Annotated in this window: 24 protein-coding genes and 1 other annotated feature; of the genes, 11 read left to right on the top strand and 13 right to left on the bottom strand. The window is 46.0% G+C overall.

Annotation, left to right across the window (positions count from 1 at the left end; genetic code table 11):
• The first annotated feature begins 29 nt into the window (after positions 1–29).
• From NSQ58_RS19350 to NSQ58_RS19340, 3 genes are all read left to right on the top strand, one after another.
• The gene (locus NSQ58_RS19350; protein ID WP_053324787.1) at positions 30–1,103 is read left to right on the top strand and encodes a polysaccharide deacetylase family protein; all 1,074 of its coding nucleotides are present in this window, start codon (positions 30–32) and stop codon (positions 1,101–1,103) included.
• Between the two features lie 177 nt (positions 1,104–1,280).
• Complete coding sequence (locus tag NSQ58_RS19345; protein WP_341058043.1) at positions 1,281–2,216, top strand: hypothetical protein; 936 nt, start codon at positions 1,281–1,283, stop codon at positions 2,214–2,216.
• Positions 2,217–2,291: 75 nt separating this feature from the next.
• The gene (locus NSQ58_RS19340; RefSeq protein ID WP_013309068.1) at positions 2,292–2,528 is read left to right on the top strand and encodes an NHLP leader peptide family RiPP precursor; all 237 of its coding nucleotides are present in this window, start codon (positions 2,292–2,294) and stop codon (positions 2,526–2,528) included.
• A 99-nt stretch (positions 2,529–2,627) separates the two neighbouring features.
• On the opposite strand, the gene NSQ58_RS19335 is transcribed toward NSQ58_RS19340, so the two are convergent.
• Complete coding sequence (locus tag NSQ58_RS19335) at positions 2,628–4,517, bottom strand: sensor histidine kinase (RefSeq protein WP_023987329.1); 1,890 nt, start codon at positions 4,515–4,517, stop codon at positions 2,628–2,630.
• A 132-nt stretch (positions 4,518–4,649) separates the two neighbouring features.
• On the bottom strand, positions 4,650–4,937 hold the full coding sequence (locus tag NSQ58_RS19330; RefSeq protein WP_023987328.1) for a hypothetical protein: 288 nt from the start codon (positions 4,935–4,937) through the stop codon (positions 4,650–4,652).
• 183 nt (positions 4,938–5,120) lie between these two features.
• Between NSQ58_RS19330 and NSQ58_RS19325 the strand changes: the two genes are divergently transcribed.
• Positions 5,121–5,381 (top strand): hypothetical protein, encoded by a 261-nt coding sequence (locus NSQ58_RS19325; RefSeq protein ID WP_023987327.1) that lies wholly within the window; start codon positions 5,121–5,123, stop codon positions 5,379–5,381.
• A 360-nt stretch (positions 5,382–5,741) separates the two neighbouring features.
• On the opposite strand, the gene NSQ58_RS19320 is transcribed toward NSQ58_RS19325, so the two are convergent.
• From NSQ58_RS19320 to NSQ58_RS19310, 3 genes are read right to left on the bottom strand one after another with little or no spacing between them, the layout of a single operon-like run.
• Entirely contained in the window at positions 5,742–6,413 is a 672-nt protein-coding gene (locus tag NSQ58_RS19320; protein WP_028543187.1) for a hypothetical protein, read from the bottom strand.
• Between the two features lie 24 nt (positions 6,414–6,437).
• A complete protein-coding gene (locus NSQ58_RS19315; protein ID WP_023987324.1) occupies positions 6,438–7,109 on the bottom strand; it encodes a GNAT family N-acetyltransferase in 672 nt (223 codons plus the stop codon).
• Positions 7,110–7,125: 16 nt separating this feature from the next.
• On the bottom strand, positions 7,126–7,986 hold the full coding sequence (locus tag NSQ58_RS19310) for a carbon-nitrogen hydrolase family protein (protein WP_028543188.1): 861 nt from the start codon (positions 7,984–7,986) through the stop codon (positions 7,126–7,128).
• A 161-nt stretch (positions 7,987–8,147) separates the two neighbouring features.
• Positions 8,148–8,419, top strand: a binding site (T-box leader).
• 90 nt (positions 8,420–8,509) lie between these two features.
• Here NSQ58_RS19310 and NSQ58_RS19305 point away from each other — a divergent pair.
• On the top strand, positions 8,510–9,592 hold the full coding sequence (locus NSQ58_RS19305) for a bifunctional 3-deoxy-7-phosphoheptulonate synthase/chorismate mutase (RefSeq protein ID WP_013309063.1): 1,083 nt from the start codon (positions 8,510–8,512) through the stop codon (positions 9,590–9,592).
• 236 nt (positions 9,593–9,828) lie between these two features.
• Entirely contained in the window at positions 9,829–11,451 is a 1,623-nt protein-coding gene (locus NSQ58_RS19300) for a DUF1593 domain-containing protein (RefSeq protein WP_023987322.1), read from the top strand.
• An 86-nt stretch (positions 11,452–11,537) separates the two neighbouring features.
• Here NSQ58_RS19300 and NSQ58_RS19295 read toward each other — a convergent pair whose 3' ends face one another.
• Positions 11,538–12,398: a TrmB family transcriptional regulator gene (locus tag NSQ58_RS19295; protein WP_023987321.1), complete on the bottom strand. Its 861-nt coding sequence runs from the start codon at positions 12,396–12,398 to the stop codon at positions 11,538–11,540.
• Between the two features lie 155 nt (positions 12,399–12,553).
• Here NSQ58_RS19295 and NSQ58_RS19290 point away from each other — a divergent pair, with 155 nt between their 5' ends.
• The gene (locus NSQ58_RS19290) at positions 12,554–13,456 is read left to right on the top strand and encodes a DMT family transporter (RefSeq protein ID WP_023987320.1); all 903 of its coding nucleotides are present in this window, start codon (positions 12,554–12,556) and stop codon (positions 13,454–13,456) included.
• A 116-nt stretch (positions 13,457–13,572) separates the two neighbouring features.
• On the opposite strand, the gene NSQ58_RS19285 is transcribed toward NSQ58_RS19290, so the two are convergent.
• A complete protein-coding gene (locus NSQ58_RS19285; protein WP_025723205.1) occupies positions 13,573–13,752 on the bottom strand; it encodes an aspartyl-phosphate phosphatase Spo0E family protein in 180 nt (59 codons plus the stop codon).
• A 150-nt stretch (positions 13,753–13,902) separates the two neighbouring features.
• On the bottom strand, positions 13,903–15,135 hold the full coding sequence (locus NSQ58_RS19280) for an MFS transporter (RefSeq protein ID WP_023987318.1): 1,233 nt from the start codon (positions 15,133–15,135) through the stop codon (positions 13,903–13,905).
• Positions 15,136–15,266: 131 nt separating this feature from the next.
• Here NSQ58_RS19280 and NSQ58_RS19275 point away from each other — a divergent pair, with 131 nt between their 5' ends.
• Positions 15,267–15,524 carry a YqkE family protein gene (locus NSQ58_RS19275; protein WP_023987317.1) on the top strand — a complete coding sequence of 86 codons (258 nt, stop codon included), beginning with the start codon at positions 15,267–15,269 and terminating at the stop codon, positions 15,522–15,524.
• A 330-nt stretch (positions 15,525–15,854) separates the two neighbouring features.
• Positions 15,855–16,532 carry a peptidylprolyl isomerase gene (locus NSQ58_RS19270; RefSeq protein ID WP_023987315.1) on the top strand — a complete coding sequence of 226 codons (678 nt, stop codon included), beginning with the start codon at positions 15,855–15,857 and terminating at the stop codon, positions 16,530–16,532.
• Positions 16,533–16,756: 224 nt separating this feature from the next.
• Here NSQ58_RS19270 and NSQ58_RS19265 read toward each other — a convergent pair whose 3' ends face one another.
• Together NSQ58_RS19265 and NSQ58_RS19260 are read right to left on the bottom strand one after the other, a co-directional pair.
• Entirely contained in the window at positions 16,757–17,428 is a 672-nt protein-coding gene (locus NSQ58_RS19265; RefSeq protein ID WP_023987314.1) for an MgtC/SapB family protein, read from the bottom strand.
• Between the two features lie 122 nt (positions 17,429–17,550).
• Positions 17,551–18,924: an N-acyl-D-glucosamine 2-epimerase gene (locus tag NSQ58_RS19260; protein ID WP_341058548.1), complete on the bottom strand. Its 1,374-nt coding sequence runs from the start codon at positions 18,922–18,924 to the stop codon at positions 17,551–17,553.
• 258 nt (positions 18,925–19,182) lie between these two features.
• On the opposite strand from NSQ58_RS19260, the gene NSQ58_RS19255 reads away from it, so the two are divergent.
• Complete coding sequence (locus NSQ58_RS19255) at positions 19,183–19,974, top strand: SDR family oxidoreductase (RefSeq protein WP_023987312.1); 792 nt, start codon at positions 19,183–19,185, stop codon at positions 19,972–19,974.
• Between the two features lie 112 nt (positions 19,975–20,086).
• Here NSQ58_RS19255 and NSQ58_RS19250 read toward each other — a convergent pair whose 3' ends face one another.
• Positions 20,087–20,869: a YwaF family protein gene (locus NSQ58_RS19250; RefSeq protein WP_075153842.1), complete on the bottom strand. Its 783-nt coding sequence runs from the start codon at positions 20,867–20,869 to the stop codon at positions 20,087–20,089.
• A gap of 140 nt (positions 20,870–21,009) precedes the next feature.
• On the opposite strand from NSQ58_RS19250, the gene NSQ58_RS19245 reads away from it, so the two are divergent.
• A complete protein-coding gene (locus NSQ58_RS19245; RefSeq protein WP_013309048.1) occupies positions 21,010–21,222 on the top strand; it encodes a hypothetical protein in 213 nt (70 codons plus the stop codon).
• A 93-nt stretch (positions 21,223–21,315) separates the two neighbouring features.
• On the opposite strand, the gene NSQ58_RS19240 is transcribed toward NSQ58_RS19245, so the two are convergent.
• Together NSQ58_RS19240 and NSQ58_RS19235 are read right to left on the bottom strand one after the other, a co-directional pair.
• On the bottom strand, positions 21,316–22,587 hold the full coding sequence (locus tag NSQ58_RS19240; RefSeq protein ID WP_076264445.1) for a methyl-accepting chemotaxis protein: 1,272 nt from the start codon (positions 22,585–22,587) through the stop codon (positions 21,316–21,318).
• Between the two features lie 263 nt (positions 22,588–22,850).
• On the bottom strand, positions 22,851–24,191 hold the full coding sequence (locus tag NSQ58_RS19235; protein WP_316243386.1) for a hemolysin family protein: 1,341 nt from the start codon (positions 24,189–24,191) through the stop codon (positions 22,851–22,853).
• Positions 24,192–24,314: the final 123 nt, after the last annotated feature.

Raw genomic sequence — 24,314 nt, 5'->3', positions numbered from 1 at the left:
CTATATTAAAATAGCTAGGAGGTAGATCCATGTTTATAGCTAAAGCAGGAAAATGGACGGCGATTATGTCAATCACCTTGTCTTTATTCACAGGCTCGCTGGTGATCTCGAGCAACCAGGCGCTTGCGGCTGATTGCTCGAGCGGTTATGTAGCGTTAACCTTCGACGATGGTCCCAATCCCTCTAACACCAAAGCGCTGCTTAGTGCTTTGAAGCAAAACGGTTTACGCGCGACGCTCTTTAATCTTGGACAAAACGTGCAGAATAATCCTTCGCTTGTACGTGACCAGCAAGCAGCAGGCATGTGGATCGGTAACCATTCATGGTCACATCCGCATATGACACAACTGAGCACATCGCAGATGTCATCGGAAATTACACGCACGCAGCAAACGATACAGTCCATTACTGGCACGGTACCAAAGTTATTCCGTCCTCCGTATGGCGAGACCAACGCAACCCTCAAATCCATTGAGACCCAAAACGGTCTTACCGAAGTATTGTGGAACGTTGACTCCCAAGACTGGAACGGCGCCTCCACCGCACAGATCGTAGCTGCTGCGGGCAAACTTAAAAACGGCGATGTGATCCTGATGCATGATCAGTACCAGACTACACTCCAAGCTATTCCACAAATTGCACAGAACCTCAAAAACCGTAACCTTTGCTCTGGTATGATCTCACCAAGCAATGGCCGGGCAGTAGCGCCTGATGGCGGAAACGGCGAAACGCCGCCAAACAAAGGCACAAAAGTGGAAGCAGAGAATATGACCAAAGGCGGTCAGTACACTTCAAATATCAGCTCGCCGTTCAACGGAGTGGCTTTATACTCCAACAATGATTCAGTGAAATTCACACAGAATTTTACCAGTGGCACCCATAGTTTTTCACTCCGTGGTGCTTCAAATAATTCCAACATGGCCAAAGTTGACTTGAAAATTGGTGGACAAACGAAGGGTACCTTCTATTTCGGCGGGAGCAGTCCTGCGGTCTATACTTTAAACAATGTCAGCCATGGAACCGGAAATCAAGAGATTGAGCTTGTTGTAACAGCCGATGATGGGACATGGGATGCTTATATTGACTATTTAGAGATCATCTAATTTTAAAAAAACAAAATCCCGGCGGGATCTTCCCGTCCGGGATTTTTGTCGATATCCTTTTTACAACATTCTCAATGTAAAAATAACAAAATCTTGAAAATTGCAATCTGTTGTATAATAGCGGTTAACAACTAGAAATCGCTATAAAAATATTCATAAGAGATGCAGGTGATAGCGATGGAATGGTATTTTGCATACAAAGACGAATTGGAAAAAGTATTTCGTCAAGCGGAGGAACGGACGTCCACGTTTCCAGCTCCCTTTCAGCAAGAGGGTTTGGACTATCTGGAGCGTTTTAATCCGTTGAGGGAAGACAGCACGCGTAATTACATATGCTATTTGCTTCCATTTTGGCTGCAAGAACTCACCGGACTCCCCCCCGAAACATGCCGCAAGCTGTCACTTGGCAACGTGTTCGTCATGGCTCACTATTTAATTCAAGATGATGTGATGGACACAGCAGCAGACAACCGTAAAACGCAACTCGCGTTAAGCCAGCTATTCTATACCGAGTGTCTAAGCGTATATCGGGACCTTTTTCCGGCAACCTCTCCTTTTTGGTCATATGCCCGAACGTATATTGATGAATGGGCCGTTAGTGTGATATCCGAAGGAACAGAGGACTATTTTCAAGGGGAAAGAAATAAGGTCGCGCTGAAAGCAAGTCCATTAAAAATGGCCGGAACGGGTGCTTTACTGCTTGCAGGCCGTACCGATCTGATCCAGATCATTACAGATATGACGGACTTGGCGCTACTCGTGCTTCAAATGTCGGATGATTGGGCGGATTGGTCAGAAGATTTGGTCGAACATAGCTATAACTGTCTTTTGTCCCATATCAGTGCCGAGCAGAAGACGGCTTACTGTGAAGGATTGGGACCCAAACAGATTCAGGAAGCGATTTATGTACGCGGTGCGCTCGCCAGCTATGTGAACATTGCCGATCAAGCAGTCCAACAGTTAGAGACCCTGGAGCCTTCTATCCACGGCCTACGTAGCTTTGCACATTCTATCGCAGCGGAGCTGGGCGAAGTGGCGGCGGAAATTGAAGGCGGACGCTCGCATTTGAGAAGAGGCGGACTTGATTACTGGCTCTCCAAAAATATGAAATAATGCTAGATTTTTCTGAGTCTTTCGTGGTATACTGACTAGGTAAATATAACCAATTGAATGAGAGGGTGATTTTTGATGGCTACTGAAGTTCTTCAAACACAAGTCATTCAAAAAGCTTGGGAGGATGCCAGTTTCAGAGAGAAACTGATGACAGATCCCAAATCTGCAATTCGTGATGTGTTAGGAGTCGTGATCCCCGATCATATCCAAATCAAAACGTTAGAGGAAACGCCTGATCAGTTTTTTCTGGTAATTCCTCCAGACCCCTCCGGTGTACTCGCTGCATCCCAGAAACCTCGCTCGATGTGGTAAATTGGTTGTTAATGCTTATTTAATCTATATTCCTTAATCTCATGTGGGTGGGCTCAGCAAGCTTCCCTCCGTTTTCTCCGAATGCAAAAAAGCCGGATATTATCCGGCTACGGGGAAGCGGATGGTCGCTTCCGTTCCCACCCCTTTTGCACTTGTAAAAGTTATTTTTCCATTCATCGTTTCAATAATCCGAAAAGTCACCATCATCCCCAAACCCGTGCCTTTTGTCTTATTCGAGAAATAAGGCTCACCTAGTCTGGATAAAGTCTGAGCATCCATCCCTTCACCATTATCCCGAATATGAATGACAGCTTCTCCGTTGTCCACATAAGCCCATATATGAATATGACCCTGGTCTCGCAGCGCTTCAATGCTGTTTTTGATAATATTGATGAACGCCTGCTTGAACTTGGAGGAATTCCCGCGTACTTTGATTTCCTGGGGAATATCCAGTGAAATTTTTCCACCTTGCAAATTAGCCATTGGACTGATGATTCCTTCAATATGTTTGAATTCGTCCAATATGGTCAACGTTTTGGTTTGGTCAAACTCTGGCTTGGCAAAAGTCAAAAAATCAGTAATAATCGCGGAAGCTCGATCCAGCTCCTCCAGAGCGATATGTAGATAGTCTTTGTTTTTACCATCCTCCTGCTTGCTCATCAACTGAAGAAATCCACGTGTAACCTGAAGGGGATTACGTACCTCATGAGCTACAGATGCAGCCAGATCGCTAATAATCTCCATTTTCTCCGAACGTTGAAGCTCATTATTGAACATCTCCAGTTCTCTGGAATACCGAACCACCTGCTTGTGCTTTTCTGCCAGTCTTCTGCCCAAAATCGCGATCAACGCCAGTACAAAACCGAACACGCCCCATTTCCACAAAAACATATTGTAGTGTCCGTCTAGAATGAAGAACCAGCTCAGTTCCCCGATAGAGATGACTGCAAAAAATGCAAAGCCTGTCGATAAAATGATCGCTTCGTGATCACCCTTAAGTGCCATGCGAACCGAAGCAAATACCAGCAGTATCATTAAGGCGACGAGTAATATACCCAGGATGACTACACTAAAAAAATAATATATATCGTTCAACCGCTCCTGTGCTCCTAAATTAACAATCATCATGGTAAAGCAGAACAAAGAGTAGGCGGTTAACACCTTTCTGAATTTGCGAATCAGTATAATCGAATTGATATTTTGCTCAAAAAAGTAGGCTAATGAAGGTAGCAGAATAAATAGTGCCACATCAAAAAGTTGTAAGTACAGCTTGCCATAGCCGCGATAGAATGTATACAAGAATGGTGAATACGTTACGATCATCAGACCAATTGACAATACAATCGCACTTAGGGACAGCCACATGGCCATACTCGGACGGAACAGAAAAAACGAGCAGATCAGTAATACCAGGGCGATAAAGATAAACGTACTGCCCAGTACAATATCTAAAACATCCATTCTGACCAAGGTTCCCAATAAATCACGATAATCACCGGTCATCACATTGCCGATAATGCCCAGTCTATTCTTACTGCTTTCCGTCCATATGTATAATGTTTTACCGCTGTCTTCCGGCTTCAGCGGAATCAGAATACGATTATTCTCATAATTGTACCCACGGTAGGATTCGTAAAAATTGGTCCCATCTTTATACAGCGTAATATGCCTGCCATAAATATTTTCAAATAGTACCGCTGGCGTTTCATCATTTAACGAAGGTAACTTAATACGAATCCAGGCGGAGCCTATATTACCGGGCTGCCTAAGCAGTTGTGTATCATCTTCAATATGCATCCAGATCTTGCTGCGATCCTTTACCTCATCTAAAGAGCCATCCTCGTCTACCGCTCCCCATCTCATATCCCAGGAGGGTATTTTATAATCCCTTTCCGGGGTCATTTTGGCCGCATAGGCGGAGTGGCCCAGCGACAACAGCAACACAATGACCGCTAGCAGGGTGGCGACAGCTTTGGGCACATGCCTCATGTTAAGCACCTCAAAGTTACATAGTAGGATTTACAAGTTTGTATACGTTTTAACATTTTTTACGTCCTGAAATTATATTATTCTATACGATGATGTGCATACCTTCTTCATAAGAAGGGTATCATGTTCTTTTTACTCATTTTTTGTAAAATCTTCATATTGATTAATGATCATTTCCTGTTCGCGCCGCTCCTTCTGCTCTCTAAGCCCCAACCACGGTTCACAATCTTCATCTTCATAGATCGTCCAAATATCGGAAAATAAATAATCGCGTATTTCTACTATTTTTCCGGCTTGTCCGCCATCTGTCCAGTATAAGCCTTCCGGGCGCCGAATGAGGGTGCGGGAAAATCCCGGGGTAGATGCCTTTTGACCTACTCGGATACGACTAATCATCGGACCAAACATGTACCATTCCAATTCATATCCCTCCCTATCTTCTTTATCATATCACAGCAGTTACCAAAAAAACGCTAATTGAGAATGGGCATATCCCTATTCGCATGATTTTAACTTCCTACAGACACACTAACTCAAGGTTTAGCCGTTCTGCTGTTTGGGTAAGGTCGGAATAAGCAACAAAAAATAAAGGAGCTGAGCAACATGGCCAATCGTGATGATCGAGCTAATGAGCTACATGACAATGATTTTGAGCCTTCTCTGCAAAATGCAGAAACCAACTGGGAGAATCTGACGGAAGGGCCGGATACTCCTCTGGAGGACGTCCCAGATGCCGATGAACTGACACCGAACAGTCCTGTCGATCCTTCTGCTCCTGCTGAATTCCTGCATGGTACCGATTTGCTGAACGGTACGGATGGAGACGAAGAAGAGCAACTGGACAGCGACGATATGCTGGATTAACCACTTCATTTTATCGGGTGAAAGAAAACGGTTACCCATTCTGCTGTGCGGGTAATGAAGTGTATAACAGAAAGGAGTTGACTGATCTCCTATGTATAAAGATCCGATGTCTCAGGCCGATATGGAGTATAAGCGCTACAAAACCTTGAATCCTGTGGAAGCAGACGAACGTAGGACCGCGGACAAGACAACTACAGATGATATTTCGGCCGAAGATAACCCACGAGGAGTCGCATCTGCGAAGCCCGAACCCAGGGATCAAGGAAAATGAAAGGGTCAATTAGAGAATGCAAAAAGGGTGCAACCTAAGCCACGCAGATGATACATGGCTTGAGTGCACCCTTTTTGTACTTCATATGTTTACAATGGCAGCAATGCTACTGTCGATTTAGCTTCCAATCCATCTACCATTTCGTTCCAGACAGCAGGCTTGTTCGGCAATACTGTATAGTACCGACGTATAAAAGCTGCCACCAATTTGGCGCTCACTTCTTCCACGCTATCATCCTCAGGCATAAAGCCTAAATTCAGCCCTTCTACTGCTACACCATCGTTATTCCAGGACGGATGTACGTAGTCCAGATCCAAACGCTTATAGCCCAGATGAGATAGCACCTCACGTCGCACGTACGGGTCCATTGGCTTGACACCACCAAAGGGATGCTCGTTGCCACGGTAAGGGTCATAGATTTCAGCAAACATCCCCTGTAACTGCTGTCCGCTGGCCTGAGCAAGCGCGTGCAAGTCATTCTGGCGTCGTGTCCAAAGAAAACGGCCAATGCCCAGTCCCGGTTGTCCGATGATCGTAAAATCTGTCATAGCTACATTAAAGTCCTCATAATAACGATACTCTGTTGCACCAACTACCTTATCATCCTGTACCGCAACAAAGACACGAATACCCGGGTCTTCCAGCGGTTCCTTCCACAGACTGTACTCCAGCACTTCCTCTGGTGGAAATACTTCCTGCATTAGCTGATGCATGCTCGCAAACAAGGGGTCTTCAATATGAGTAATGCGATGATATTCCATAGGATAGGACACGCTCCTCTACAATTAGTGATGGGTATGAAACGGATTTCGCCATTCCATGAGGGCAGCATAATTACGCGATTGTTCATCATCCAAATAATTCGGCAGGATACAAACAGGCACCCGTCCGCAACGAAGCAGAAAAGTTAATACCGGGTCCTTCAGCTCACCAGACACTACGGCATCCACATACGCTTCTGCGCTCAATTGGTCGGCATGATGCTGATAACTAGGCATACGCCCCGCGCCCAGCAAACGATCCAGTCTCCGTTCAATCACAAGATGATATAAGGAAAAAATCAGCCATTTGCCCAGACCCAATCTGCGGTAAGCAGGACGTACCGCCAAATCAATCACATACAGCGCCTTGCCGTCCTCACAATGCGTACGAATATAACCGTCATCTGCTACTTCCTCCCATGTATGCTGGGGATGTTCGGGGTTATAATGCATCAGTAGGCTGGTTACCGAACCCGCCAGTTCCCCCTCAATTTCCACACACAGCGCTCCATCTGCAAAATGCTCTGTCTGGCTAGCAATCTGCTCCCGGCTCCATAACAGCTCCTGCGGATAAGGTGGGGGGAAGCTCTCCTGCTGAATACGCAGCAATCCCTCATAATCGGCTGTAGAATAATTACGAATCACCGCCCGTAGCGGCCGATCGCCGTCAAAGATGAACCATTCTTTGCGATACATGGCTTATTTCCTTTCATTAGCTCCAGTCTGTGTATAAATCTGTTCTACGGTCACGCCAGGTTGTAACCGAGCCCCGCTCGCGCACATCGTACAACAGCTGCAAATCGAGATCTGCTGTCACAATCATATCGTTGTTCAGTTCACCCTCCACCATAATGCCGCGTGGCGGAAAAGGAATGTCATTGGGTGTAATGACTGCGGCTTGTCCATAATTGGCACGCATAAAATCAACCGTAGGCAAAGCGCCGACAGTTCCCGTTAAAACGACATACACCTGATTTTCAACCGCTCTGGCGTGGCTTGTATATCGTACCCGGTAAAATCCGTGACGATCGTCCGTACAGGAAGGACAGAAAATAATATCTGCTCCCTTGGCCTTCGCCATGCGAACGATTTCGGGAAATTCAATATCATAGCAGGTCAGCATCGCTATGGTGCCCTTGGACGTCTCAAACACATTCAGCCCCTCACCGGGAGCCATATTCCATTCATGCACCTCTGTCGGTGTAATGTGAATTTTGTCCTGAGTGGCCACACGCCCGTCCGGGTAAAACAAATGTGCCGTATTATATAAACGTTCGTTTCTCCTAACTACATGAGTGCCACCGATAATATGCATCCCGGTTCGACGTGCGAACGAAGTGAATAATTCAAGGTACCGGTCCGTAAAATCCGGCAGGTAGTTGATCGTCAGAGCTTTGCCTTCACTATCACCAATCGACATAAGCTGGGTCGTAAAAAACTCGGGAAACAGAACAAATTCCGCGCCAAATTCCTCCGCTGTTTTGATATAATGCTCCGATTGCAGGGCAAATTGCTCGAATGAGTCAATCGTATGCAGATGATATTGAACCGCCGATACTCTGATTTTGCTCATAATTCCTCCTCGGACATCACGTCTTTTAGATTGCAAGGGGGGCCCGTTGCTGTTCACATTATAACCGATTCAAAACGGTGCGAAAACTGAACCTGATAATCAGGGCTTGCCTTCTGCACCTACTTTGTTTAAAATAAGGTCAAATCTTTTGAATACCATGAACAAAGACAGTGACGGAGACAAGTAAACGTCTAACGGATTCCCACAGAAAGGTACGAATTGCTGAGAGCGTACCGCAATCCCGCGTTGAAATTCACTCCCGAGTCGAGCCTTGAACCGACAGAAGGATTCATTCCTTTGTCCGCAGTAGAGGTTTCCGGAAGCCCCCGTTACGGGCATCAAGCTCAGAAGTTACTGCCGTCGACTGAACGACGTTGACGATTCGTATGTATACTTCTGTAATTAGGGTGGTACCACGGCATTCGTCCCTTGCGACGAGTGCCTTTTTGTGTTATTTTCTGCAAGAAAAGTCTATGGGCTGACAGAAAAAACAAATTTAAATTCGGGAAGGATGTAGTACTGTATGTCTACAAATGAAAATTCTTTGGAGCTGCTGCGTGAACAGCTCGATGCTACAAATTTGCAATTGCTGGAGTTGCTGTCCCAACGCGCTGAACTGGCGGGACAACTTGGAAAATTGAAGGAAGCTCAAGGGGTACCTGACTTTGATCCGGTACGTGAGCAACAAATGTTGGACAAACTGATCGCGGCTAACCGTGGGCCTTTTGACGATGCTACGATTCGCCAGCTGTTCAAAAATATTTTCAAGGCTTCTTTGAACTATCAAAAAGAAGAACACAAAAAACATCTGATCGTTAGCCGCAAAAATCAACCGGATAGCACAGTTATCAAGGTTAAAGATACGCTGGTGGGCGGCAAAGCCTCCATCATGGTTGCAGGTCCCTGCTCGGTCGAAAGCTACCAGCAAACTCGCGAAGTAGGTGCGGCTCTCAAGGAAGCCGGTGTGCCGATTCTGCGTGGTGGTGCGTTCAAACCACGTACGTCCCCGTATGATTTCCAAGGGCTGGGCGTAGAAGGATTGCAAATTCTCAAACGTGTAGGCGACGAGTTCGGGCTGGCTACAATCAGTGAAATCGTCGATCCAAGACATTTGGAGGAAGCCATCCAATACATCGATATTATCCAAATTGGCGCGCGCAACATGCACAACTTTGAATTGCTCAAAGCTGCGGGTGAAACCAGAACTCCGGTTCTGCTCAAACGCGGACTGGCTGCCACAATGGAAGAGTTCCTTCATGCTGCTGAATACATTGTTTCCCGTGGTAACACGCAAGTCATGCTGATTGAACGCGGTATCCGTACGTACGAAAAATGGACGCGTAACACGCTGGATATTTCCGCTGTTCCGATTTTGAAAAAGGAAAGCCATCTGCCTGTATTGGTGGACGTGACTCACTCCACAGGACGTAAGGACATCCTGGCTCCTTGCGCCAAAGCTGCCTTGGCTGCTGGAGCCGACGGTATCATGGTGGAAGTCCATCCAAACCCAGCAGTCGCTTTGTCCGATGCTCAGCAACAGCTGAACATTCCTGAGTTCCACAACTTCCTGTCTGAAGTCAAAGAATCCGGTTTATTCAAAGCGTAAAACTAATTTTATGCCGGGATTCATAAACCGCTTTCATTTTCTCGGACAATGATGTAAAATTGAATCAGGATTGTGACTGATCATGCAGGCAAAACCTAAATGTATGTATGCTCGACTTTTGTTGAGACATATATATGTTTAGGTTTTTTTTATGCCTAATTCTTGAATAAAAAGAATACCTACATGGTTATAATCCTAAAAAAACATCATAGGAACGTTCAGAGAGGGGAACAGAAATGAGAGAAAGAAAAGGGTTAAGCATTTTTTTATTAGCCATGATTTGTATTTTGATCATCAGTGGCTGTAGTAGTAAGGCTCCCGCCGTTGTGAAGGATGAAAGCGCTGCTCCAACAGAAAAACAAACGGAAAATAAAGTAGAAAATAAAGCAACCAAGGCCAGAACGGTAATCACTACCGATGGAGAAGTAGATGATATGAACTCTGTCATTCGCTTTCTTCTTTACTCCAATGAAATGGATTTGTCGGGGATTGTACTGACTAGCTCCGTATATCATTATGCAGGTGATGAAAAGGCTGGCATCAAGCCATTTAGATGGACCGGAACACAATGGGTAACGGACATGATTGATGCCTACGGAGAGATTTATCCCAACTTAATCAAACATGCCGAGGGATATCCAAAGCCTGAATATATCAAGAGCGTTACCAAAATAGGTAACATTTCAAATAAAGGTGAAATGGACAAAGAAACGGAAGGCTCCAATTTCCTTAAAACACTTTTCCTGGACGATGACAAAAGAGATTTGTACGTACAAACTTGGGGTGGAACCAATACCACGGCCAGAGCTTTAAAGTCCATTGAAGACGAATATAAAAATACAGATCAATGGGAAACGATTCAAAAAAAAGTAAGTGATAAACTCGTACTGTACATCATTCTGGACCAGGACGATAGCTACAATAATTACATCGCTAAAAATTGGCCTGATATCAGAATTATCAATGATCAATCTAACTTCTGGCATTTCGCTTATGCTTGGAAAATGCACACAGAAGAAGTAAACAGCAAGTTGCACGGGGAATGGAACTTCAAAAATATTAAAGATGGTCATGGCAAGTTGCTCAATATGTATGCCTTGATGGGCGATGGCAATATCATCAAAGGCGAGTTGGATGAAGAACAAAGAGGCAGTGAAGCCTACTTAAAGAAAAATCCACAATACGACAAGTATGACTTTATTTCTGAAGGTGATTCTCCATCCTTCTTCTATTTAATTGATAACGGATTGCGGAGTATGGAAAACCCAACCTATGGTGGCTGGGGAGGTCGTTTCGGTGTCGTTAACGATAAATTATTTAGAAATACCGTGTTAGATTATGATGTGCATACGAAAAAATTCGAAGCAGAGTATTCTCTGATGCGTTGGTTTGATGATATTCAAAATGACTTTGCTGCTCGTGCAGATTGGGCTATTGCATCCGACTACAAAGATGCCAACCACAATCCAACGTTGACCATTAAAGAAGGATTAGACCTAACCGCTAGTCCAGGGGAGAAAATAACCCTGCATGCAGAAGGTTCAGATCCCGACGGTAATCAATTGACCTATAAATGGTGGAGATATTTTGAAGCAGACACGTATGAAGATTCTAAAGTAAAACCAGCACAAGTTAAACCTGAATTGCTGGGGGAAATGCAGCTTGGGCTTCATCGAGAAGTAGCTAAAGGCGAGAAAGTAAACACGATTGACTTGCAAGGTAGTGATACGAATGCAGTTAGTTTCACAGTTCCTGCAGATGCTAAGTCAGGGAATACGCTTCATATCATTGCAGAAGTACAGGACAATGGAAAACATCCTTTAAAGCATTATCAACGTGTGATTGTAACCGTAAAATAATTGAACACAACACCCAATAAAATTAGGCTCATGGAATAACACTCCATGGGCCTGTTTATTTTTGCACATCGGACCTCAGACAATCTCTATACACGTTTAATGCTTTTTTCAGTCAAAGGAACATAATATCCTTTGCCATTCGGACCCATAGCAAATTTATTGCGAAGATGAATTAGATTAGGGCCGAATTTCGCCTCTAATTGTTCACGGAACTCATATAGGATCTCCATGATATAAATATCATGAATAATCACTTCTGTAATCGGCATCACCAGACCCGGATGCAACGTCCATGCAGCGCGGCTGTCATCACCAAGTGAAAGTATGCCAGCTACGACCTCCCGGTCGTCTACGCTAAGTACAATCCACCGACCACCAATTTCAGACGTAATCTCCTCACTCATATCATGGCGGTAAACAGTAGCGAAATCAAAATTAAGCTCCCCATACGCTACAATGATCACTTCAATTCCTTGCTGAGCGACTTGCTCTAAGGCATCTCGGAACACCTCGGCATCCTCTTTCCAAATTTCCAATAAAATTCGGTGTTTTGCTCCCTTTACCCCTTCATTTATGCGATTGATAATGGCTTCATACCCCGAAATATTCCAAATATTCTCTCTATTTTGAAATGATGCTGTGTACTGCTCCAAACTCTCTTGCGCCACATTGAAAATCTGCTCTGCTTTGCGTTTTCTCTGGGCAATCAATTCATGTGGCGGGAGCGGCACATACAGAGGCGTATTTTCTTGACTGACCATGATATCCCCACGGTTGACCATTCCAGACAAAACCTCGTAAATTTTGGATCTCGGTACCCCGGAATTCAATGAAACGGCGTATCCCGAAAGTGGAGAGCTTTCCAATAAGGTCACATAAGCCTTGGCTTCATATTCACTAAAATTCAAATCCCGTAGAATTTCTAATATATTTGGTTTTGGTTTCATGACGTCTTCTCCTCAATTCGTGTTCATCCTTACTATATCACTTCCCCTTGACAAAAACTGATATACACACTATCTTTTTAGTAACGTTTTTATAGTAGTCACTTTAGTAGCTACTATCATCATTTCACAGGGGATTACCTCAGGGAGGATTTAACTTGAACAAAGTCATAGCTCATCACAGCGAAAGCAGCCGGATTTACTACGGTTCTACGATTCTGGCCCTATTGATCTGGAGTACATCGTTTATTGCCACCAAAGCAGCCTACACGACGTTCCCCCCTCTTACCTTGGGTCTATCCAGATTTATTATAGCTTCCGTTGTGCTAGGTATCGTTTTGCTGATTAAAAAAGAACATATCAAAGTAAAGCCAAAAGATTTGGTTACGATTTCGTTTAGTGGTGTTTTGGGAATCACTCTCTATTTTTCAATGGAGAATATAGGGGTTAGCTTGACTACCGCTTCCAACGCAGCATTAATTGTTGCATCATATCCCGCAATTACATCGCTGCTTGAACTTATTTTGTATAAAGTGAAAATATCCAAATATAAAATTTGCGGTATAGCATTGGCCATGATCGGGGTATATTTCTTGACTTCAGTTGGCGAAAGCTCGGATAGTAAGAATCAACTAATCGGAAATTTAATATTGATTGGAACGGGTTTTGCGTGGGCGTTTTACACTTTCATGACGCGCAAGGTAGTGGACAAATATCCGCCTGTGACGTTATCTTTTTATCAAACTGTTGCAGGAAGTATCTTTTTTATACCGTTGGCTCTATTAGAAAAGGATAGTTGGCAGGCTCCGACAACAGGATCGTTTATGTTGTTAGTATATCTGGGCGTATTCTGCTCCGTTATCGCATTTTTGCTTTACAATTACGGATTAATCAAGCTGTCACCGAGCAGTTCCGTTTCTCTGATGAATTTGGTTCCGATATTTGGAGTCTTATTTTCTGTGTTACTTTTGCAAGAAACGATTACATGGCGCCAAATCATTGGTGGTTTGGTCGTCATTATAGGTGTCCTACTGAGTGCTCATCAAACGAACCGTACCTAAAATGATAGATTGCACACTAGTTATAAAAGTTAAGATAAGCATCGTTGTATAGGTATTAGCGCTACAGTACAAGGGCGAGTGACCTCACCAAAAGTTTCTCGCCCAGTCGGTTGCATTTATGCAGTCGGCTTTTTTTCTTTTATATAAAAAAGGTGGTTATATTGATTGATGAGGTTATCCATAATTACAGACTGTCTGAGCACACTGGCATGATTAAAGCCATGTTTTGCTTGCAAAATATACAGCTTTTGACGAGCTTTCTCAAGCTGTTGACGCAAAATGTCGTCTCTTATCATAATATATCCCTCCTTGTCATATTATCAGTGTAGAGGGTTATGAATAAGTATACTAAAAGTAAAGGTTTGGGATAATTATCTAATAGCACAAAAAAAGACCTGCTCTATGAGCTCTAAGGTTGTCCTCTTAGACAATCCTGTGTGATTCGCTTATCCGGCAGAATGAATATCCTGATCCGTTACGTTCTTCCTGGCTGAAACCGGGAACACGTTTTTTCCCTTCGCCCATAGCAACAACGCTGCAAGCAGCAGTATGCCACCGTTTAACACAAAGATCCAGCGGATTGGCATCCAGCTGCCAAGCATACCGCCAATCAACGGCCCCGCCATGGTCGCGAGTTGAGTGGCTGATTGGCTCAAGCTAAAGGCTCGTCCGCGAAACTCCGGCTTGGTGACCTCCACAGTCATTGCGTTGATAGCCGGCATGACGGACGCATAAAACAATCCATATCCAAACCGAAGCGCACCAAAACCAACAAAGTTGGTTACAAAAAATTGTAAGATGTTCCCGATTCCCGAACCGATCAGTCCAATCAGCAGCACGTGTGCAAATCCGGTCCGGCCTCCAATCCGTCCCCATCGGGGAGCCATGAGCACCGCCGCAATACCAACGGCTGAGAATACAATCCCGGAACTTAAAGACGCCCGGCTACGGTCAACTCCCATTTCAAGCACATATACCGTAATTAACGGTTCCAATATCATGACGGAAAAGGTACTTAATCCCGCCAGAATAAGCAAAAAGCACAAAGGCCGATTAGCAATAGCCTCCTTGATATCATCACGAACATGCGAGCGGGTACTGGTTCCCTTGAAGCTGTCCTCTCTAGCGCCAAAAGTCGCGATTAACGCAGATACCAGCACAAGAGCTGCAGAGAAAAAAAAGGCATTTCGATTGCCATAATAATGGCTCACTACACCGCCAATCAGCGGACCTATAATGCTGCCTGTCGCCCCAGCGGTCGCCATAATACCGAGTGCATAGCCGGTTTTCTCCTCAGGCGAGCCCGTTCCGACCAGCGCAATCGCAGCAGGAATAAACCCGGATAGAAGGCCTTGAAACAACCGTACTCCTACGAACACATACGGATCTGTCACAAAAGCACATATCAGGTACAACACCGCCAGGCTAAAGCCTGAACGAATCAACATCGGCTTACGTCCATACTTATCTGCAAGCGAACCCCAAAATGGGGCAATCAGCGCGCTGGCTAAAAAAGTGACTCCAAAGGCAATCCCCGACCACAGTTCCAGATGATCATTTACGCCCATTTCCGTATTCAGAAAAATAGGTAAAAACGGAATAGACACGGAATAGGCCATGCTGCAAAACAATACTCCAATCCACAAAATGACCAGGTTTCGCTTCCAATATAGATGCATGATGCCACACGTCCCTTCTGCTCATTCCATTATTACCCTCTAAATTAGAAAAGTCTACCGCCCCGCTCATCCTTCAATCGTGGAACAACCGTGCAGAAGCTGATATAATCGAATGGAATGGAGATGATGACATGGCTAAGAAGAGAAATTCGTCTTCCCCTGCTCCTGCGGCTCAGGACAAACCTGCTACATTAAAAGATCTGTTGAGTCAGGATGTGCTGAATAAGCTTAAGGCTCAAGCCAATGAAGCCCAAGCAGAACAGGACAAGCGTAAAGAAGACGAACGGCAGCGTGCCGTCGAAGCAAAAAAAGCTGAACAGAAGAAGCTGGATAACAACTTCGAGCATCTACTGAATAACAGCAATTTGGACTGGCACAAATATAAATAAGCCAAAACCACAACGGTTTTGGCCTATCTTTACGCTTTATGTTATAGCCAGTCACGAATATGTTGTACTGAGTACAGCACCCCTACCCAAACCGGCAGACTGAACGCCATACCCCATATGAGACCTTTCGCCAGCTTTTTGTCTACCTCCATCATGATCCTGCCCCTTTCCTTGGGAATAGCAGCAGTATGGGTCAAGAATACGGCTTTCAAACCCGTATTTCCTTATCCCCAGCAAAAAAGGTATGATAGAAAATGGAAAAGTGTTCTGCGCTGCCCCCAAACTATAATTTAGGATGTTACACCATCCAACCTTTCAGGAGGAATATCAATGAACCGAAAAACGATACGCCCATGGTACACGCTGTGCCTGCTGGCCATCATGCTCGTGCTGGTTGCTGGATGCGGCACAAAAGCGGCCGATGTGGAAGCTGCCAGCCGGACAAGCACTACAACTCCTGCTGCGACTAAAGACAAAAGCAAGGCTGTTTCCCATCCGATTGTCACGATTGTCATGAATGATGGCAAGAAAATTAAGCTTGAGCTGTATCCGGAAGTAGCACCGAACACGGTTAACAACTTCATTTCTTTGGTGCAAAAGGGAGCCTATAACGGTACCATTTTCCACCGTGTCATCCCAGGCTTTATGATTCAGGGTGGTGATCCGCAAGGTAACGGTACAGGTGGCCCCGGCTACAGTATCAAAGGCGAATTCAAGAGCAATGGTGTTAACAATACACTCAAACATACACGTGGCGTATTATCCATGGCCCGCTCAGCGGATCTGGATTCGGCCGGATCGCAATTTTTCATCATGGTTGCCGATGCGGACTACCTCGACGGTCAATATGCCGCTTTCGGTAAAGTAACGTCCGGGTTGGATGTGGTCGATGCTATCGTCAATTCCAAACGAGATAGCAATGACAAACCGATCAAACCGGCTACGATGAAAAAAGTCACTGTGGATACGCTGGGTAAAAAATATCCAGCTCCAGTCAAAGTAAAGTAAGACATCAAATCAGTCTTTCAAAACGGGATAACAGCAACGACCTTGTGCATACGCATGAGGTCGTTTTTGCTTATCCCCTGATGCTTTCTAAGCTGCTGTCTCTGTGATGTAGTAAGAGTATATACACAAAAGGAAGCGTTTTCAATCATTATTTTTAAAGTTTTTTCCGTTATAAAAGCCGCCAGCGTTCGACAAAAAAGCTACTAAATAAGCAGTAAATTCGTCTAATTGGACTTAGTCTCGACTGAACGAATACCTTCCATCTCTTGCAGCAGTGACAGCAGTTCCTCCACTCCCTCTGACCGGGACAGCTTTACAAGCATATGAATAACCAACTGCTCACCGTTATTGATGCGCTCGGCGTGAAAGCTGTGAATCGTCAGCTTCTTGTGCTCCAGCAGTTCTTTGATCCGATTCAGTACGCCCGGCTCATTGTCGACCTGAACAACTACTTGTCGCGTAGACGGGGTAGCCATCTGATAAAAACGACTATGGAGCAAGGACTGAGCCGCTAAAATAAACAGCGTTACACCTGCACCAAGCCCATACATCCCTGCACCTACGGCAATACCGATTCCGGCGGTAGTCCAGATGCCTGCGGCAGTGGTCAGTCCTTTAATTCTATTTTTTTGTGTAAAAATCATCCCTGCGCCGATAAAGCCGACTCCACTTATAACCTGTGCTGCTATTCTGGAAGGGTCCAGCGACAGGTTCGACCAGACGGTTTGATCCTGAAAACCATATTTGGATACCACCATCATGAGCGCTGCGCCAATACCGACAATGAAATGGGTGCGAATGCCCGCTTCTTTCATGCGACTTTTGCGCTCATAGCCAATTAAGGCGCCGCATAGTCCGGCAAACATGACCCGAATCAGGTAATCCCAATCCCACATACTTTTTTCACTCCACTATCGTTTATGTTTTGAAAAGATGCTGCTCCTCAAAAATATACAATTCGAAAATGCTACGGCAAATGAGCCGTTTATACAGCTGTTATTTTGTTATTACCCAAATTTTAAGGAACCCTCACTTCATCCTCTGGCAGATTGCGATGTAGCTTCCTCCCCTTGAGCAGCCATAGCTCCGGTGTATCCTGCACACCATAAAGGCGCAAGCTGAACGCCTCTGCTGGTAAATTGCGTATACGCAGCAATAGACGGTTTCCGTCTGCTACGGCACCCACAAGCTCGAGCAACGTTAGTGAATCGTTCCTTAGGTGGCGGCTCAGGTCGCGTGTTGTACCTGCTCTGTCCTCCCGGCTCCAAATACGCAGCTCATCTACAGACGGTGTGGCAATCCGCTTGCTGAAAGAAATAACCACCTCATCTTCGGCTGAACGTTCCGCCTTAAGCGGTTTGGGCGGCTCATCGTACATGTAACCACCCAAATGGTATTCATAAGCGGTCCAGGCGTTGTAGCCGCCCTCGAGGGCGGTAGCCCCAAACTGCTGCGTCCACTCACGGTCCCGAACCATACGCGCGAGGGAGCCAATATCCGCCTGCACCCCGAGGGGCAGGCCCGGATAAGCGGCCCGTATCGACTGCGCGATGCGAGCATAGCCCCGGGTATACTGTGGCGGTAGACGGCGGCGCATCCAGTCCGGCCAATGGGTCTGGAGTACGTGCATATCCGGGGCGACGCACCCGATCATAGCTACCGCGTCCAGACCCTGCCATTCCCGCAGCTGGCCTGGGACATCGCCGCGTCCGCTCACAGCAAGCGACCATGTCGCCACGCAGATGTCCGGCCGGACATCACGCACACCGCCCGCGCCGTTCACCAGCTCGCTGATCAGGCCGTTCACGGCGTCCACACGCAGATCAACCCACTGCGCGTACAGCTTCGGAACCTTCCGGTAATAATTCCGCGCATGCTTGTCGCGGAAATCCGGAATGTCCTCGCCGCTGCGCTCGCGAAAGGCACGCTGTGCATGCGGCCCAACATCCCCGTACACTCCACTGCGCAGCCCGTTCCATTCGGGGAAATAAGGCTCCGCCACCTCGAACCCGTCGAACGGAATGTCGGTGACGAGCCGGGCAGCGGCTTTCTTTTTCCATTCCACATACTCCTGAGCAAAATGCGAAAGCCGCTGAAATCCGTCGTTCGGTTCGCGCAGCAGCTCCATGCGCCATTCTCTCCACTCCGGCGGCAGCTGGGACACGCCAAAAGAACCGTTGCCTAGCACCATCGCCCACACCGCTATGCCTCTGCGTTGAAAAGCAGCAACAAGCGCTCCATCCACTTCATTTTCACGCACGACAAAATAATGAACGGTCTGGTAGCCCGCAAGGGCGATCTCATCTGCTATACTGTCCCGCGAACGGTTGGCGTAATAGGGAAACAACGGATCGATTTGAATACTGGGGCCGTTCAGTGCCCACGGTTTCATTTTTCCGGTCAGTGCTATAGCGTCTGTCGATTCGGGTCGGTCATTTGCGTTATAGCTCAATTCGATCCACCTCCGTCACTCGGTCTTCTCCATACTTGTTCCTGCTATATGTTTTTGCTATAAGTTCCTGCTGGTTCGCCTATGTTACCATATTTCGCAAATGGGATGAAATCCAGTGTGACTGTTTCACCATCAACGTACAGAGGTATGGAATAACGAGTCAGGTTTAGTTTATGAACGGAATGGGAGGAATAGTCAATGGCAGAGCAGAGATTGCAAGGGAAGATAGCAGTGGTCAGTGGTGGAGGTTCAGGGATCGGCAAGGCAACCGCGATCCGTTTTGCAGAACAAGGCGCCAAGGTGGTCATGCTGGATCGGACACCCAAGCATGCAGAGGAGACCAAAGCAATCATTGAGCAGGCTGGCGGCGAGGCACTTGTACTGGAATGTGATATTTCCAAGCCGGACATGATTCAGCAGGGGTTCGCTAAAGTCGTGGAAACGTACGGAAAGCTTGACATAGTATTCGCCAACGCAGGCATTAACGGCACCATGGCCCCTATTGAGACACTGGAGCTGGAGGAATGGGACCGCACGATGAACATTAATCTTCGCGGCACCTTTGCTACCGTTAAATATGCCGTCCCTTACCTGAAAGAACGCGGTGGCAGCATTATCATTACCAGCTCCATCAACGGTAATCGAACCTTTTCGGGTATTGGATTCTCAGCCTACGCCTCCACCAAGGCAGCTCAGGTTGCTTTTATGAAAATGGCAGCGCTGGAGCTGGCACGTTACAAAATTCGGGTCAACGCGATATGCCCGGGAGCTATCGACACGGAAATTGACGATAACACGTACCCTTCGGAAGACTTGAAGAAGGTACAAATTCCAGTCGAATTTCCGAAGGGCGGAGAGCATCCGCTAGAGGATGCCCCTGGTGAGCCAGAGCAGGTTGCCAATCTGGTCCTGTTTCTCGCCTCAGACGAGTCATCTCATGTATCGGGTACGGAAATTTATGTAGACGGAGCAGAATCACTACTGCGTTAAGTATTAGAATGGGGAACGTTATACCCATACTACTGTTTTGGCATTCTTAGCAGCCTTATCCCTAGTCATATACTTGTGGAATAGGCTGCTTTTGTATGGCTTTACAACGACTTTATGTCGACCTGTCAGCACTATGCACAGCTCCTTTACGCGAGCGGACATACAGCCTCCCTCCCGGAAGCACCTCGAACAACAGCATCAGAAGCGAAAAGAACAGCAGTGCAATGGCTTCTTCTGCCAGAATGTACAGAGGATATGGCCCCAAAACATCCAATATCGACGGTGTCGACGGCTTTCCAGCTAGAAACATGTAGTTAGCACCGAGAGCATCGTCTACGATCCACACCATCAGCGCCAAGCCATTCAGAAAAAGCATAACTCCCCCCACACTCTTCCATGTCGGTTTGAGTCCTTCTATCCAGGTCATATACAAGGCTGCCAAAATAATAGCACTATGAGCTACGAAAAAATGGATAAAACGATAATGCGGAAATGCATATGCCAAATTAGGCGTAAGTACGGCTTGGAGCGCCCCTCCAATTCCGGCAAAAAGGATGATCGGATATAACCAGCGGCTTCGAAAAATAAGCATCAGGATAGACAGCAGCAGTGTCACACTGCACAGTTCTAATGGCAATGAGGTCTGGACATCCCAAATATGCTGCATCACATACCAAATATTCAGAGTCACCTCTGACAGAATGAGGACTGTAATTAACAACCAGCGAATTCCCTCGCTTACAGGCTTGTTCGATCGAATCCATCCCCGAGTCAGCCACAGCATCAAAGCGCATACAATGAGTCCCAATATAGCCAACCCATGTGACGGAGTAAAAGCCTCGAACCCTTCTGGCGCATTGGCATCAAACCAAGGCCCTGACCACGACCTATCCATAGCTAGCCCCCTTTGATCTCTTTCTCTCTTCGTTGCATTCTATTTTATACCCAATAGCCGATTATGTTCTAGCCGTGTTTCTTGCTTGTTCAATACCTTACCTTTATGATAAAAGATATTATATTTAAAGGAGAACCCTCATGGCCATTAATCGCCGATTAATTACAGATCAGGATTTCAATGAGGCACTGGAACGTCATCTTCGTGTCCGAGTATTTCAGGATGACCAATTGATTGGCTCTGGCGGAATCATAATCCGTTTCGACGATCAAACCATCGTCGTGCAATCCAGCGTCAGTGATCTGGCTTACCACCCCAGAAAACAATGTGAGTTTTTTGAAATTAAAAAATAGCCACTACACACCGGGGAACCATTTTGCTTCGTTTTCCGGTGTGTAGCGGCTATATTTTGTTTGTATATATCATGCCTCACATGACGGCTTCTGTTATAGTTGCATTCCCCGTGTTTTCATCATGAGTTTATTCGTAAGCACTTTCAAATCCTCGGAAGAAGACGAAATTTCCTGCATAATTGCTGTCTCCTCATGAGCAGCTGTATAAATTTTGTGAGCTCCTTCAGAGAAGGCCCCTGACATTTGCTGAATACGATGGATCTGCTCAAAGGTTTGATCTACCCGGTTCGTCTGCTCCGTCACGGCTTCTTCCATTAAACGGATGCTCTCGACAAATTCACGTACAATAGCGTTCAAACGGTTCAGCGTCTGATCCACAGAGCTTGTCCGTTCCGCCTCAGCACTGACCAATGACGTCTGCTGATGCATCAACTGCACTGTCTCTACGATTTGTGACTGGACACGGCTAACGATGGCATTTATTTGCTGCACAGACTCCGTACTTTGGGCAGCAAGTGCGCGAATTTGGTGAGCCACTACAGCAAACCCGTTCCCTTCTTCTCCCGCACGCGCCGCTTCTATGGAAGCATTTAACGCCAGCAAATGGGTCTGTTCCGCAATATCCTTCACGGTGCTTGTAATCGCTTCAATTTGGGAAGCTTCTTTTTCCAGTCGGGCAATTACCTGCTGCGAACGACCATGTGATGCTGTCAGCTCTCCCATTCCATCCATCAGGGATGAAAATACGGTCTGCGTCGAATCTACTGAATGCTCCATATGGCCTGACAGTTCCAGCATATGCCCCGATTTGCTACGCATCATTTTAAAATCGCCCAGCATTCGGTCTGCTGTTTTAATAGATTGGGCAGATGCTTGCTTTTGCTGCTCCACGCCATTCAAAATATCTTCTACCACCGAAGACATGGACTCAATTTGTGTGGTAGCCTGCACAATAGCCAAGCTCAGATTTTCCGCACTTTGCGAAGTTGTTTTGGTGCTGTACGAGATCTCATTGAACATATCTTTAATGTTCAGCATCATATGCCGAAATGCATCATACAGAACTTTAATTTCATCCTCCGAACGACGTTCAGGAATCACAACAGACAGGTTCCCCGCCGAAGCTTCCTCTGCCGCCTTTGCCAACCTAACAATTGGCCGTGTGAGTAATTTTGAGATCAACCAGCCCAAAATGCCACTCCACAGAACACCCAATAACAGAATGATCGAAGTGTACACCCATTCTTGTGTACCTTGAGCAAGCCAGTCCTTGAGTACAAAAATAAAAAAAGCGCTTGTTCCATAGGTTATTGCAGAAATTGAGACAAATGCAGTAACCATTTTCGTACCTAGTGACATCTTCATGTACTGTAGCCCACCCCAAAAAACTCAAATTTGATTCCATTTTACCATAAAATTGCTACATTTCTAGTAGTATTTTTCATAGACAGATATATTCATGAGCATAAAGATACAGAGTCTTAAGTCCCCTACGCTAATTACCAAAAACAATATGTTACCAGGCAGCAGCTTGCATCTTAAAATGGACGAATCGCGCTGCTACAAGCTTTACAGGCCATTCGTCACATTTTAAGCGAGCTGTTACTCGACAAAGTCATTTTCCATTATTAAGAATCATTGTCATTTTTCCGTTCAACGACTGCTTTCTTAATCGCTTCAATTGTGTCTATTTGGTGACTGCTTTTTTCCAGTACGGTAAACTCCCATAAACCGATGGTCAGCTTCTCTCCTTGCTGGATATCAAAACGCTCTGAAAGCATCCATCCCCCAATTGTATATACGTCCCCGGCCTCAATATCCGTCTCCAAGCGTCGATTGACCTCATGAATGAGCGCCTGTGATTTGAGTATGTAACGATGATCATCTGTTTTTGTAATGAGTGGAGTTAACGCTGCGGGGGTTTCGGTGTCGGTATAGGAAGGAATGTCTCCAACAATCTCCTCCATAATGTCCTCCAGTGTGACAAGTCCAGATGTTCCACCATATTCGTCCACCAGCACCGCTACTGGAATGCGTCGTTTTTGCATCTGAATCAGCAGATCCCGAGCCTGAACCGTCTCGATAACCTGAAGCACCGGGTGAATATAAGAAGCCATCGTCGTATTCCCTGTGCTGTGCCCACGTGCCAAATCATGCAGGGCTTCCTTGACGCGAATCATCCCGATAATACGATCCCGGTCGCCATGTTCAGCTACAGGTAGAAAATTATAAACTTTGTCCTCGATCAGCTCCATAAACTCGGCCACTGTTGCCTGGTGGGAGATGGAACGGATGTGGATGCGCGGTACCATAATTTCCTGCGCCGCACGGTCGTCAAAATCAAATACATTGTTCAGATATCGATATTCTGTCGGTGTAATTTCACCACTACGAAAGCCTTCAGATAACGCCAAACGAAGCTCGGCTTCACTGAGTGCCGCATCTTCTTCAGATACCCTTTTGAGCCCGAAGAGACCCGTAATGACACGCGATGAACGACTGAGCACCCAATTCAGGGGATAGGTCATTTTATAGAATATCGTGATCGGACGGGCAAAAAACAATGCCATTGGTTCAGCAATCTGTATGGCCAATGTTTTCGGTACCAACTCCCCAATGACCACCTCGAAATAGGTCAAGATTAGAAAAGCCAGCAAAAAGGAGAGCACTCCCGTCAGGCCTGCTGGAATATGAGCCAACACAAACAGGGGATGTAGCAGATGTTCAACAGTAGATTCCCCTAGCCAGCCTAGCGCCATTGAGGTTAATGTGGTTCCGAGCTGACAAGCAGATAAATACTCGTCCAGCCGAGACAGAATGTTTTTAACGGCTTTCGCATTTTTGTTGCCTTCAGAGGCCAATTGATTGATGCGAGATACTCGCACACGAATAATGGAATACTCCGAGGCCACAAAAAAAGCAGTTAATGCGATAAGCAATATAACCAGAATGATATTTATCGTTTCCATAGCCCTCTCTTGCTCCGTTCATGACGAAGCAAGAAGCCCCCCCTTTGACATTCATTTTTGGATGGAACCATAACATAAGTAATGATGTCCATAATCGTGTATTACCCAAAAATGACAAGGAGT

It is taken from the genome of Paenibacillus sp. FSL M7-0134, from assembly GCF_038007865.1.
In the GTDB taxonomy this organism is placed as follows: Bacteria; Bacillota; Bacilli; order Paenibacillales; family Paenibacillaceae; genus Paenibacillus; species Paenibacillus polymyxa_B.
This window is presented reverse-complemented; position numbering and strand designations above follow the sequence as displayed.

Excerpts from the sequence above, each read along its gene's own strand:
- NSQ58_RS19280 (WP_023987318.1), bottom strand. The coding sequence starts at position 15,135 with ATGCATCTATATTGGAAGCGAAACCTGGTCATTTTGTGGATTGGAGTA.
- NSQ58_RS19345 (WP_341058043.1), top strand. The coding sequence starts at position 1,281 with ATGGAATGGTATTTTGCATACAAAGACGAATTGGAAAAAGTATTTCGT.
- NSQ58_RS19255 (WP_023987312.1), top strand. The coding sequence starts at position 19,183 with ATGGCAGAGCAGAGATTGCAAGGGAAGATAGCAGTGGTCAGTGGTGGA.
- NSQ58_RS19350 (WP_053324787.1), top strand. The coding sequence starts at position 30 with ATGTTTATAGCTAAAGCAGGAAAATGGACGGCGATTATGTCAATCACC.
- NSQ58_RS19310 (WP_028543188.1), bottom strand. The coding sequence starts at position 7,986 with ATGAGCAAAATCAGAGTATCGGCGGTTCAATATCATCTGCATACGATT.
- NSQ58_RS19295 (WP_023987321.1), bottom strand. The coding sequence starts at position 12,398 with ATGAAACCAAAACCAAATATATTAGAAATTCTACGGGATTTGAATTTT.
- NSQ58_RS19265 (WP_023987314.1), bottom strand. The coding sequence starts at position 17,428 with ATGTGGGATTGGGATTACCTGATTCGGGTCATGTTTGCCGGACTATGC.
- NSQ58_RS19315 (WP_023987324.1), bottom strand. The coding sequence starts at position 7,109 with ATGTATCGCAAAGAATGGTTCATCTTTGACGGCGATCGGCCGCTACGG.
- NSQ58_RS19325 (WP_023987327.1), top strand. The coding sequence starts at position 5,121 with ATGGCCAATCGTGATGATCGAGCTAATGAGCTACATGACAATGATTTT.
- NSQ58_RS19270 (WP_023987315.1), top strand. The coding sequence starts at position 15,855 with ATGAACCGAAAAACGATACGCCCATGGTACACGCTGTGCCTGCTGGCC.
- NSQ58_RS19320 (WP_028543187.1), bottom strand. The coding sequence starts at position 6,413 with ATGGAATATCATCGCATTACTCATATTGAAGACCCCTTGTTTGCGAGC.
- NSQ58_RS19260 (WP_341058548.1), bottom strand. The coding sequence starts at position 18,924 with ATGAAACCGTGGGCACTGAACGGCCCCAGTATTCAAATCGATCCGTTG.
- NSQ58_RS19275 (WP_023987317.1), top strand. The coding sequence starts at position 15,267 with ATGGCTAAGAAGAGAAATTCGTCTTCCCCTGCTCCTGCGGCTCAGGAC.
- NSQ58_RS19335 (WP_023987329.1), bottom strand. The coding sequence starts at position 4,517 with ATGAGGCATGTGCCCAAAGCTGTCGCCACCCTGCTAGCGGTCATTGTG.
- NSQ58_RS19285 (WP_025723205.1), bottom strand. The coding sequence starts at position 13,752 with ATGATAAGAGACGACATTTTGCGTCAACAGCTTGAGAAAGCTCGTCAA.
- NSQ58_RS19340 (WP_013309068.1), top strand. The coding sequence starts at position 2,292 with ATGGCTACTGAAGTTCTTCAAACACAAGTCATTCAAAAAGCTTGGGAG.
- NSQ58_RS19300 (WP_023987322.1), top strand. The coding sequence starts at position 9,829 with ATGAGAGAAAGAAAAGGGTTAAGCATTTTTTTATTAGCCATGATTTGT.
- NSQ58_RS19240 (WP_076264445.1), bottom strand. The coding sequence starts at position 22,587 with ATGAAGATGTCACTAGGTACGAAAATGGTTACTGCATTTGTCTCAATT.
- NSQ58_RS19245 (WP_013309048.1), top strand. The coding sequence starts at position 21,010 with ATGGCCATTAATCGCCGATTAATTACAGATCAGGATTTCAATGAGGCA.
- NSQ58_RS19250 (WP_075153842.1), bottom strand. The coding sequence starts at position 20,869 with ATGGATAGGTCGTGGTCAGGGCCTTGGTTTGATGCCAATGCGCCAGAA.
- NSQ58_RS19305 (WP_013309063.1), top strand. The coding sequence starts at position 8,510 with ATGTCTACAAATGAAAATTCTTTGGAGCTGCTGCGTGAACAGCTCGAT.
- NSQ58_RS19235 (WP_316243386.1), bottom strand. The coding sequence starts at position 24,191 with ATGGAAACGATAAATATCATTCTGGTTATATTGCTTATCGCATTAACT.